Consider the following 12,687-nt stretch of genomic DNA (forward strand, 5'->3'; position numbering starts at 1 on the left):
TAAAAAAAAGCTCCCCAGTGGGGAGCTTTTTTTATTTGGATTACCAAAGATTTTTCAGTGCTTGCATGGCGCTGGAGTGTGAACCATGAGTTCGCAGTGCCTGAAGATACATTTTTATTCCACCATCAAACTCATAAGCATCCACACATCGCTCTGCCAAAAATCCGATCAACTCGCGAGATCCCTCGGAAGTTCCATTATTTGAATAAACATTTAAGAACGCATCTGAAGCCGCCTTGATAGAAGTAGTTAATCTTTTAACATAAAGACTTCGAGACAGCTCTAATACTACCAATGACGACGAAGTCGATCCTATCGACGAATAAACGCTACCAAACGTCAAAACCATATCTTGAAGTTCGGACGAGCTTTTAGTTGCCACGATCATCTTTGAGTAAACATCGATCGCTGTTGATGAAGATCCATTTCGAGTGTAAATATCCATCAACTGAGCGGCTCCAACTTTGTATCCAGAAATAAGCTGAGAGGTATATGCCTTGCGAATTAACTTCATCATCTCTAGAGATGTTGATACAGAGCCAATAGAAGAGTACAAAGATAAACCAACCTCGATACTAGAATTAGTTCCCGCTGCCGTCGCATTCATTTTTGCAGCCTCGCGAATAAACTTCTCTGTCGTATCACCGTCTCCGATCGACGAATAAGTAGCAAGGATATTCTTAACAACTCCGTCCAATGAATCCGCTTTTCCTTGCGATACAAGTTCTCGAGCTAAGGCCAACATCGAAACAGAACGACTTGTTGAACCAAAGGTAGAATACATTTTATTCACAAGCTTTAACTGCGCCGCGAACTGCCCTTCCGATTTATAAGTTAATCCTTTATCGATATACTCAAATACTTTTAGAACGGTGTCTGAACTACCAATAGTGCTATAAGTATCAAGGAATAACTCAGTAGAAACACTGATGTCGATATAGATCATCGCTTCTAACTGCCGAAAGATCGTCGTAGCTGTGGTTTCTGATCCAATCGCCGAGTAAAGACGCTGATAAGCGTCCATTCTTTTCTGACGATACTCCATTCTTTGCTTAGAATTCATGGATGCTGAAATGCTGGCTGGCATTTCTCCAGGTCCTGGCAGTTCACCCACATTTGCAAATGAACTCATCGAAGTTGCCGTTGCAAACGCCATAAGTACTAAACGCTTCTTATACATAAACTCTCCCTTATTTTTGACATCACGAGGAAGAGTTCAATTTCTGTTCCAAGACGGAACGCATTTAGAACATGGTAAGCTGTCAACGTTATAGCCAGGTCGACAATATGGGGCGCGAACTAGTGTAGCCTCTCGGGTTTCTTCTGTGGGTAGGTTTCATGCCAGACTGCTATATTTGAATAGACGCCGGGTATCCATGTGTCTCGAATTGAGAAATCCACACCTCTGAAGGATCTTTAGCATAAACGATTCCTCATTCTGATAGCTGTAGGCCATGGCCTTTAGAACTCTGATTTTATTGTTAAGTCCTTCACTGATTGCAGTCGTTAAATTTGATCGTATATAGGCTTCGATATTGATCCGGTACTTGCGAACTTGCAGTGCAAACTTCCGAAGTGGCAGCAACTTCGAATCTCGAACCAACCCATACCATTTTGCCAAGCGTGATCTAAACCCGTGGACACCTTTTTCTTCTAAAACCTTATGGAAATACTCAACGATAATCATTGCGTTTGAAATATTCGTATTTAACACTTTTAACTTTCCTAGCATATTATTCTCCTCGATAGATAAAACAGCATCTCGCTCTAAAAACATGAACCTTCTCGATGGTGACAACATGATTTCTTCGAACTCTTTTTTGTTCTTTTTTGCCTTTTGAAACTCTTCTTTTCTGACTTTTTCAAAGTATTCGTTCATGCTCTGAACCAAGTGGAATCGATCAATCGCAATCTCTGCATTGGGACAGAGTTTACTCACGGCTTGGAAGTAGCCAGGGTTCATGTCTATTGAAAAAAACTCCACTGATAATCGCTGGGGTCTTGATAGAGTTTTTAAACACGTTGCTAAGGCCATAGCATCCCTACCAGCAGCGTTAGCAATCACCTTTGCAGCCTTCGTACACACTAAGTTTGTTACGAACTTTACGGTCCATCGTGGTGCAAAAGGGTGCTCTCTTTTGGTTTCAGTTTCAGTCTTAAAGTGCACCTCGTCAGCACTCATACGAGAAACATCAAGATCTTTTGTAAACCTGTTTACATCTAAATTCTTTTGCATTTCTCGCATACGCCACTGATCCATTTGCCATAAAGTCTTTGGATCTGAACTCAAGGTCCGGGCCGCAGCAGCACAGGTGGTTTCTTCCATGAGTCGACCCGCGGTTTCGACAAAGCTGCAGCTATGGCCTTTGAATTTTGAATGGATCCCTGAAACCTTAGAGCGTTGGATTTTATTGCATACGGGACAAAGTCCTCGTGGATATCGTAAATGAATAACGACGTCCTTAAAGAGCCCCAGAGGGGGTACTTTAAGGTCTCGATAGCTCCATTGATGGAATTCCAATAAGGGATGCTCGCAGTCCGCGCAGCAGGCGCGGGACCACGGTAACTCTGCCGAAAGCCGACAAGACACAAAGTCCTCTGAAAGCTCCGCGTTGGTAATATTTAAATCTTGCAGACCTAATAAGCTGTTGATCAAATGATGAAGGTCCATTCTTGGCCTTTGTAATTTTTTTTTCGTAGTAAAAAAATCAAATCACAAGGTTCGCCAAGATGGGCCTTTTTATTTCAAGAGACACAACGCAAAAAGCCGGTCACGATGACCGGCTTTACCCCAGGGTATGGGAGCGGGAAGCTCCCATGACAGGATGTCTTTTTTCTTAAGTACCCACAGCTCAATCCCGAGACCCACTAGTGTATACCGCCTACAACGAGACTCGAGTTTCCACTTCGGCCAAGGCCTTGTTGGCTTTCTTTAGACGAGTCGCCAAGGTTTTAACCAAGGCTTTTGCCCATGACGGATTTGCGAAAATCACGCTTTCTAAAGCATGAATTGGAATTTCAATAAGATCTACGTCGGTGACCGCATCAACCGTAGCCGATCTCGGCTCGTGATTAAAATGCCCCATTTCGCCGACGAACTCTCCTGACTTGATATCACCAAGGACAATAATGCCTGCCCCTCCCGGGGAATGGGAATAAGCTCGAAGCAATCCCTTTTTAACAATATAGACAACCTCCGGAGAGTCGCCTTCTTTAAATAGAATCTCTCCTGCTTTCAAAGTTTTGAGGTTGTACTGCGGACCGCCCTGAGAAATCAGCTGTGGATTTAACATTCTATTCACTATACTCAAAATAGCGTCTTCGCTGTCCGGAGAAGATAAATACTGAATTCTCCCCTTTTGAACTTCAAAAGTGAACTGCTCTAGGTCTCCGACCGCCGACATGATGATAATCGATATACCATCATTATTTTTTTCTCGAAGAACTTTCGAGACAATTTCCGAACCCGAACCCTTAGGTAGGAACTCATCGATAAGCATTATCTTGGGTTTAACATTATCTATTTTATATTTGGTATCGAACCAGTCTGCAGCATGAAACACCGAACTGGCTTTAACCTTGGCAACAAGTAGATTTGTAATTTTCTGAACACGATTTTTATCAGCACTAACAACCAAAAAAATGTTCTTATCTTCGCGTCCCATAACAAACAATCCTTCCGTGATTGCAGGGAGCAAACGTACTGTAAAGCCCGCAGTTAAGTCTATTATCTCGGGCTCTCCAAAAAGTCTCAAGTTTTGTTTAAAAAGAGGCCCAAGGACGCCTCATTAAGATATTTCAAAATAAGTGCCTCAATACAGGACATCTATTTCTTTGCTTTAGATTTTAACTCCAATGACTCCAAGTAAGTGACCACCTCAATGTTTTGCGCCTTCTCTGCAATTTGAAGCGCCGTTTTACCTTGCTTATTTTTTTGCCTGAAATCTGCCCCCGCCTCGACCAATAACTTCACAGTCGATAGTCCACTATACCGAGATGCCATCATTAACGGCGAAAATCCTTCGCTATTAAATATTTTCACCTGCGCTTTATCCTTTGAAAGGACCCACTTGATGCAATCAACACAATTTTTTTGAATCACCATTAGCAATACAGAATCATTGCCTGGGCCTATTTTAAGTTGCGGACTGGTTACCTTTAAAAGACGCAGACCAAGACCTTCAAAACCACTATCCAAGGCGTGGTAAAAAGCGGGATAAGCCCCCGAATCAAGTATATTAGGATCGACCTTTTGAGCTAAAAGTTTATCTACAAGCAGTGCCTCGCCACGCCCGGCGGCTTCATGCAAGCGCAAATCTATTTTCTCAGAATTGGCACTGGCCAAGTTAAAAGTCATTTGAATTACTACAACACAGGCCAATAAATATTTTATTTTCATATTTTAGCCCTTTGGATTTGTTTTTACAGCTGCACTCAATGTCGACTTCGCAGCAGAAGAACTGACTTCCTTTAAACGAACCTCAGAGTCAAATGGAGAAGTCGCGCCATCCGGAGTGTATTCAAATTTCTTAAGCTTCACTCTTTCAGAAAGGACCCCCATCAAGGCACGAATATAGTCTCGGGCATTTGGAAGATCTGGTGCGGAATAATTGTCAGGCGAAGTCAGAACACCAAAATAAAGGTCGCCTTGAGCTGTCGATAGAACGCCCCCAAAAGTAATAGCACGATCTGCCGAGCCTGTCTTAGCCACTAAAGTATTGTCAAATGTCGAGCTAATATAATGTCCCTTAAATGTCGAGTAGTCTTCATTAGGACCACCTACAGCCATGATATCTGCCATTTGATACTTGCGGGTCCCATTTACTGCGGCCAGGCCCAAATCCAAATCCTTAAGAACTGTCACTAAAGCATCACAACTTGCTAAGTTGTAGTGCTTATCGCCGTTCTCATCAGTGATCGGATATCCAGATCCATTCAGCATCTTTATTTGTGCCGAAGTCAGCTTCAAACGTTGTAAAATAAATTTTTCGTACTCGGCCGCCCCACCTAAACGATTGAAAATAACGTTAGTGATATAGTTATGACTGTATTTATTCAATTCTTTTAAAATTCTAAACAATGGGCGCGATTTAAATTCAAATACTTTGGCAGGCACATCTTTAAGATACTCTTCGTAGCGAGCTCTAGAGACCGGTCCAACTTTCTCGAGATTCACCTTAAGACCGGACTTGTGCTTAAGAAATGCTACAAGATCAGTTTGAGTTTTTTGAGCGTTGTCATAAAGGGCGGGATTTGACCAACCAAAAGACTTCAATGCATCTGTCGATTTTTGATGAGACATCGCATCCAACAAAACACGGAAATTTTCATCATAAGAAACCGTATCAATCGAAGAGCAATTGGATTCTGACAGGCGCGGTTTTAAATCTTTAAAGACTTCAGCCAAAACCTCTCGCCCTAAGATTGGATCTCCGTCGCCTCGAAAATGTAGATTACAAAGCCCCTTTTGATGCCCCGGAGTAACGATTATCTGAGTTGTAAAACGATACTCAGGCCCCAATTTCATGATTGCCCAATGAGACGTAAATACCTTTGAAAGGGAGGCAATTCGAAACTGAGCTTTCACGTCCTCTTCAGTCACGCCAGTGGGAATCTTTTTTAGCAAGACACTGCCAGAGTCTTCAATCTCTTGTTTCGTGGGATTGAAAGCCGTTGTTTTTTGCTCGTTTGGAGCAAGGTAGCACATTGAATTCATTGAAACGCCTGCTTGAGCTAAATTTGCCGATAAAGCCACAAAAGCAAAACTCGATAACAAATGATAGAATCTCATCGCACAACCTTTCGAAAAGCAAAAACCCTGAGGTCTGCCACCAGGGTTTCAATAATTGTGCCGAAGTGAGACGAAAGACGTTCACCATCCAATGTCTATTTTTTTGACATGTTTCAATTTTGGGCGCCCTATTTCTGCATCCCTTTATCCACCCACAACTTAACTAGTTTACGGGACCTATCATCCAAAAGCCCACTTCTAGGCATCGGATTATTAACATCGTTCATGCGGCTCAACACTGCCGCACTACGGGCTTTCGCGTTTTCCCACGTAGACAGATCCAATCCACCACTTGCACTCGTTGAGTTATGGCAGCTTAAACAGTTCTTGAAGAAAACTCCATTGTCTCCAGCTTTTGTAAGCTCAGTCCATGTCAAGCTTGCCGGTAATGGAATGTCTCCATTGGATTGATTCGTGGTACAGCTAACTTTTGTTGAATCAGTAGGTCTTACATCCGCAAAACGAAGGCTTAATTTATCGGTAGCCTTTAACGAGCTAAACACTAGAATCTGCGAGTTGTTCTGAGTCATTACTGAAATGGGCTCTAGCCCACAAATTCGTGCATCCAAAATGCTGTAGATGGTGGCGTCTGAGCGTAATGCCCCGTTAATTTTTATAGACATATTCTTAAACTGCCAAGCCAAAGTCTTAGGCTCGGATTTAAACTTAAATACGGGTTTTGCTACAACTACGTAGGGATTTAATACCTGCGTGTAACCAATGATATACTCTTTGCCCGATATTACTTTTTTGACCGCATCCGTTTTAACACTCGGAGCCACTTCGACCGTCAACAAGACGGCTGGTTCATCACCTGCTTTTGCCTTCGTATAAGATGACGCAGACAAATCAAATACGTAACTGACCGGCGCATACTTCTTTAAGTTAAAAATTGCGTTGGTTTTAGAAGCTTCATTATAAATAAGCTTCTGATAAGGATTAAGTTTGAAATCAACAGTTACAATTTTGCTATTTACTAACGACAATCCCTTTTCAACTCTTAAATTGGCAGACTCTGCAGCAGTTAAGCTTTGAGGATTCACAACCGCAGAAAGATCTTTAGCAACGGTTTCTAAAGAGTAATCCGCAGACGCGACACCTTTACAACTATTGAATGGATTTACCAACGATGCAAAACCTGTCTTAAAGTCATTGATAATCCCAGCATGCTGAGAACCTGTTAACCCCGGTTGGTGGCTTGAAATCGCCTTCGATGAGATACCACCGCCCCCTAAGATCTCTTTTTCTTTAAACTTCCCATAAGCAACAAGCTTATTAGCGCTGGCAAAAGCTGGCCGATCGGAGTAGCGCCCATCGTGGCATCCAGCACAGTTGGTTGCTAAGAACTGATAGTAGCCCGTGGGCCGAATAAACTCCTCAAAATATATATCTTCACATTTATCACCCGTTGAAAGCTTAGATCCATTAGGATCAGAACCATTCGTTGCATCATCTTGATTAGAACTATTGCTGGTCGGAACCGAAGCATAGTCAGAAGGTCCGTAAACGACGGCCTGCCCATCTAGCTGCGTAGGCATACCACAGTTTTGAAAAGACAAAACTACAACAGAGCCTATAAATGCAAACACAATCCCCGATTGAATTTTTGACACGCAATTCCCCCACTCAAAACAAGATCTCAACACACACGGCTCTCGACTAAGCTTTGACGATCCTCACGATTTTACTAATATTGGCTGACGTGATGGTGGCGGGTGCCACTTTCGTTAAATCAGCTTCTCGTCCATGCATTGCTAAATAGTTCCCCATAACAGCTGCAGCCACGTAATCAGAACGATCTCCAACCAAAGTATTTTTATCCACCGACTGATCCTGAAGATAGTGTCCCACTTGCTCATTAATTCCTGCCAGCTTTAGGCCCACCGGCGAGTAAGCCAACACCATTTGCATAGAAGCACTTGTATCAGCAGACCAAATTGAAGACGAAGACTCTGAATTAGCTGAAAAATTCGCACCATCGGTAGCGATAAAAACAAAGACCGGTTTTTTCAGGCGATGCGCTAGCTCCAAAATTCTTCCAATCTCTACGCCCGCCTCGAAGTCTTTTCTATTTGCGGCTTCTCGGGTTCCAGGAAAGTGATAGTCATATCCACCAAGATGCAAAAAGCTACTTGATGCATATCCCATAATGCTCGAGTAAGCGACAGCAGCTTTAGTTTTTGTAGCGTCCGTGGCAGTCGCCGTTAAACCATACACGGCCGTAGCTTCTGCGTTTTTTGTAGGATCAACGATATCTCGTCCGCTAACGCTCCCACCAACAATTTGTTCGAGGGCCTTCGTTGCCTCAACTTGTGATTGTCCATTTCTTTGATATCTCTCGCCGGTTTGACCACTCAATTGACGTTGAGCAAGCTTACCAATTAAAGACGCTAAGCCTCTTTTTTGCTCGCGACTATATCTGGGCTGAGCAACTCCACCGACCGTAACTGTTGACGAGAACGCAGCGGTTAGCGATAAGGCGTCTAAAACTTGCGCGGAACTCGCCACACTCAATCGACTGTTCGGGCTTCCATCGTGAAATGACCTTAATGAAGTTGAGGCGCCGTTAAATTCTAGGCTTGAAAAAAACTGCCCCATACGCCCAGTTTTTTCAATAATCGGAGATAGATCATACTGTGGTCGCAGTGGAGCAAGCGCACGAGTATCTGAAGCCGTATTAGTACAAAATACGGCGCCTTGAACTTTCGAGCTTGCCGACGCAGACAAGACCGACTGAATACCTGCCATCATTTGCGAGCGCTTATCAAAGAGGACGCCTAAATATTTTATCGGCTGTGCCTCGGCTCCTAAGCCATGAAAAGAATAACTCTTTAAAAGCTGACCGCCCATGTCTCGAGCGATTATGTTACCATGCAAAGACGCTCCACCCTCAAGGTTGACAGTGATAAAAGGAGCCCATGAGGTCACAGTTTGGGCACGTGACTCTGTCGAGTTTAGGGTTGCTAGAATCCCTGCAAAAGAGGGAACAATTAAGCGAGCTGCAAAGGTTATAGCCCCCACTTCAAGCAGTTCACGTCGAGAGATCCCACGCAGGGCCTCTTCATTATTCAAATTTTTTTGAATAAACTCGAACTTTTCTTTTTTCACAAATCCCCCACTAAATCAACAAAACAGGAACTGAATTACTTACAACATGGTACTCTCGGGAGCCGTTAAAACTCCCGTGCAAATCATCGTCGCTAAATTTGCACTCTCTAAGTTCAGGCCACCTACAACGGTATTTAACCCCTTGCTTTTGGAGGCTTCGGCCACTGCCGAGCTGACAAACTGCTCGACATCGGCGACTTCTCCTGACTCTAACGGCCGCCCCCAAGCCTGCTCAGCAAAACGGTTAAAATAATTGACCCAGTTATTTTTAGGAGTGCTCGTCACCGAACCACGCAGATTCACCCCACCAAGCATCCACGAAGTGACTGCCTTCTTTTGAACCCAAACTCTACAAACCTCTCCAGCCATCGAGGCCTGGCTTAAAACAGCGACAGAGGAGGCTAAAGAAGAATTGTTTTCCTGAGGCAACAAAGCCGAACGTCGATTCTTTTCAGTAAGAATCGATGTCAGGTCCGTCCCCAGGTCTGTAGGTGTTAATTCTAGTAAAGATAAATAGCTCTCTAGGGTCTGCCTAACATCCAAAACTTCACCCGACACGTTATCAACTTTAAATTGATCCGGGTGAACAGCTGCAGATCCACACTCGGTCCCACAAGACAATGAAAGAAGCTGCTCTTCTTGCATCTCACCAACTTGACCGGCACAGTTTTGAAAGAGCACTGTTGAGGCCAAGGCACTACCGATAAGAAATCCAAAAAGCTGAAAGTTCTTATTCTTAATCATAAGGCACCTCGCTTCACAATCGCACAAACCGGATCAATGGATACTTTTAGAGTTAATTCGCGAACACTATATTTTGACGCTTCAAAAACTGCGGCCCATTTCTTTAGGCTTGCTGGATCTTGTGACAAGTCCCGATAGCAAACTGAGTGAATAACCTTCTGAGTAACACATCGACTAAAAGCCTCTGAGTCAGATATCATTCTGCCAAATTCGAACATCCCCTTGCCACCGTTTGCATTGGGGCCACGCCAACCATAACTTGATGCTGCTAAGTTATAAAAAGTATCGTCTTTGACAGTGAAACCAAATTCATAAAGACCTGCATTCATTTTGTTATGGACCCCGGTCGTCGGGTCAAAGGCTTGGGCATTAAAGTAAATCAATTGATCGATGCTTCTTAAATAGTCATACCACATTGCTCTGGCATTATTAAAGGCTCCATTTGGAAGTGCATAGCCTCGCATTTTAATTAAGGATTCAAATCCTCGAACTGCAACGCTCGAAGCCTTGGCTGCCTGCATTTTGGCGATGATAAACTGAGCTAAAAACGATTTATCTTTTCGAAAATCAACATCGCATTTTAAAAAGGCCGGAAAATCATTGGCACCCGAACTATTCACAATTTGTTTTAAACACGCATCTGAATATAAACTTATGTTAGCCGCAAGATTACGACTTGCGACCAGTGACTCAAGATTTGCACTGTATTTTTTTATATACTGAGAAAGCGCCTCATTGAAAATGAAGTCTCCACCCCCAAGAATTAACCCAAAAGTTACTTCTTCCTGTTGCCAAGAAGTTGGGAAATCACTTTTCAGGAATCCTGATGTCTTTTGAATTTTTAACTCCGAGCGAAGATCGGAATCTGCCGCCAAGCTTGTCCAAACTAAATTTGAAAGCCCAAGACCACTCATGAATCTGTTGTAGCGTACTGCTTTTGCATAAGCCGCATCCCGAGCGGTAGCATTTGTCGCGACTCGAGCTGATATCATCAAATCTGTTAGCTGCTTCAGCTGATCTGCTCGTGCAAGTTCAATGGTCGCTGGCGCACCATCCTGAATGCTTGCTGTTGCTATAAATACATCCTTACCTATAACCTGACTTAAGATTTGCAAGAGTTTAGACTGCATTCCTTTTGTCGGAACCTCTTGAATCAATGGCTCCATATTAAACTGCTCGCGAAGCCAAAAATTTCGACGGTCATTTAAAGGACCTGCCAACGAACCATGAGCAGCCCCTTGGCTCCCCACCTGATCAGCTGTCCAGTTATTGAAAGTCATTTTGGAAAATGCCATTCTGTAACCATCCATGACCGTATGACAGTTCTTACAGTTATTCGTGTAGTTCGAGTGATCTCCTCCAGGAAATCGGTCTACGTCTTTACCGACATAAGCATCTGAAGCCATATTATTTCCAATGTCACTCAAGCTTGAACACAGAAAGTTCTTAACAACATACTCGACCGGGCGGCGATTAGAGCCTCCCGAAAACTGAGCTTCGGCAAAATAACGTGTAGTAAAGATCCCAGCGGGATCAGGATGATTTACGCTTTTCACCGCCGACTCATTCATCAGTTTAGCCCGATCCGGGACTGACAATGACGTGTTGGCATTTATCTTACTAACTAAACCTTGGTTGTATTCTAGGCCGATAATTTGGCCATTGACTTTAACCAAATCCGAATTCAAATCGAGTAAACGACTGTCCGCCTCGCTCCAGGGATTTCCTAAAAGAGTCTGAAAATTATTTCGGTACCCAGTTGAAGACTTCAACTCATAGGAATAGTTCGCCGTTAGGGCCTGTCTAAAATCTGCGTTGTCACGAATAATTCCCAACATCAACGCAGCCGAGTCATTAAATGGGACCGAAGGACTATAAGCCTTATTCGAAAGTCGAATCGCCAAGTTCCTTGCACGCACGTTGATAAATGCAGGATCACTCACGGCGATCTTGGCCGCCCCTTCAAAATCATTTTTTGATATCAATAAAGCCATTTGATGAACTCGCGAATCGTTCATCGGAATTTTCATTCCTGTGACTCTTTCAAAAAGTCTTTTAGCCTCGGGAAGTTTTCCATTTTTTGCTTTTACGGGTGAGGCCTCTTGTAAAGAGTTTTGTTGAGCACTTGCCTGTAAAGCGACGCCAAAGCCACTGGCAATAAATAAAAGCACAGCAAGAAATACGTGAGACATCATTCCCCCCGGAATGACTTATCGTAACATTTCACCTTTATCTGAATATAGAACTTGTCACTATCGTCTCATTTTAAAACGCTCAATTAAAAATTCAGATTCCTTTACTGTTACGCTTTGGGATTGCACTCATATAAGACCAACGCCAAGGGCGTATCGCAAAAAGAATACCGACTTCGGTCAAACCTTTTTGCTGGTTTGGCTCGAAACGCCCTTCTTCGACAATTTCAGCTGACAGCTTCTCAAGCTTAGTTCTAAATTTTTGAATTGTAGCAGGACTTAAATTTGCCAAATTGAATCGAACATAATCTGTCGCCGGATTATTGAAATCATGTTCTAAATAAGTTTGTTTAGTCTGAGTGAATAGTTTTTTCCCCATAGGGCCATCTTTTTTAAACTTCACTCGTCCAAGATGCTTTAGGCGAACTCGATCATTGGGGTGCAATTCAATAATATTCATTCGATCCAATTGAAATAAATACTTATGAGCTTCCTCAGGATCAATTTGATATTCTTTTAAAACTCGATGCGGGGACATCCCTTCATGTAGCAACATGAAATACTGCATTAAACGGGCATTTTCGGCTAAGATCTTTTCTTGCTCTTCGTTCAGAGTCTTAAAATAACCTTCATCGTCGAACTCGGCCAATCTAACGATATCAGCAAAGCTGATATCTGTTGCTTTACATACTTCTTCCAAACGCTCCAGGGTTAGTGACTTAGAGGAAAGTATTCGCTTAACGCTGGACTCACTTAAATTTAAAATCTTGGCTAAATCTTTGTATAATATGTTTTTAGCTTTTAAGGCTCGCTTCAAGGCCGATAAAAATTGATCTATTTGTGACATCCCCA

10 protein-coding genes are annotated in these 12,687 nt (G+C 43.0%); all 10 read right to left on the reverse strand.

What is annotated here, in order from left to right:
- Positions 1 to 40: 40 nt before the first annotated feature.
- Positions 41 to 1,180 carry a hypothetical protein gene (locus AC04MN_RS02155; protein ID WP_475381538.1) on the reverse strand — a complete coding sequence of 380 codons (1,140 nt, stop codon included), beginning with the start codon at positions 1,178 to 1,180 and terminating at the stop codon, positions 41 to 43.
- 156 nt (positions 1,181 to 1,336) lie between these two features.
- A complete protein-coding gene (locus AC04MN_RS02160; RefSeq protein ID WP_475381169.1) occupies positions 1,337 to 2,671 on the reverse strand; it encodes an ISL3 family transposase in 1,335 nt (444 codons plus the stop codon).
- Positions 2,672 to 2,882: 211 nt separating this feature from the next.
- Entirely contained in the window at positions 2,883 to 3,755 is an 873-nt protein-coding gene (locus tag AC04MN_RS02165; protein WP_475381539.1) for a cyclic nucleotide-binding domain-containing protein, read from the reverse strand.
- A 71-nt stretch (positions 3,756 to 3,826) separates the two neighbouring features.
- Positions 3,827 to 4,399, reverse strand: a complete 573-nt coding sequence (locus AC04MN_RS02170; protein WP_475381540.1) for an ankyrin repeat domain-containing protein — start codon at positions 4,397 to 4,399, stop codon at positions 3,827 to 3,829.
- A 3-nt stretch (positions 4,400 to 4,402) separates the two neighbouring features.
- Entirely contained in the window at positions 4,403 to 5,791 is a 1,389-nt protein-coding gene (locus AC04MN_RS02175; RefSeq protein WP_475381541.1) for a D-alanyl-D-alanine carboxypeptidase, read from the reverse strand.
- Between the two features lie 128 nt (positions 5,792 to 5,919).
- On the reverse strand, positions 5,920 to 7,404 hold the full coding sequence (locus tag AC04MN_RS02180) for a hypothetical protein (protein WP_475381542.1): 1,485 nt from the start codon (positions 7,402 to 7,404) through the stop codon (positions 5,920 to 5,922).
- Positions 7,405 to 7,450: 46 nt separating this feature from the next.
- Positions 7,451 to 8,899, reverse strand: coding sequence for a hypothetical protein (locus AC04MN_RS02185; RefSeq protein WP_475381543.1), 1,449 nt, complete (start codon positions 8,897 to 8,899; stop codon positions 7,451 to 7,453).
- A gap of 39 nt (positions 8,900 to 8,938) precedes the next feature.
- A complete protein-coding gene (locus AC04MN_RS02190; protein WP_475381544.1) occupies positions 8,939 to 9,643 on the reverse strand; it encodes a hypothetical protein in 705 nt (234 codons plus the stop codon).
- Complete coding sequence (locus AC04MN_RS02195) at positions 9,640 to 11,835, reverse strand: hypothetical protein (protein ID WP_475381545.1); 2,196 nt, start codon at positions 11,833 to 11,835, stop codon at positions 9,640 to 9,642. The genes AC04MN_RS02190 and AC04MN_RS02195 overlap by 4 nt, the downstream gene beginning before the upstream one ends.
- Before the next feature lie 94 nt (positions 11,836 to 11,929).
- Positions 11,930 to 12,682 carry a helix-turn-helix domain-containing protein gene (locus AC04MN_RS02200; protein WP_475381546.1) on the reverse strand — a complete coding sequence of 251 codons (753 nt, stop codon included), beginning with the start codon at positions 12,680 to 12,682 and terminating at the stop codon, positions 11,930 to 11,932.
- Positions 12,683 to 12,687 lie beyond the last annotated feature (5 nt).

It is taken from the genome of Bdellovibrio sp. ZFWA1 (assembly GCF_056175665.1).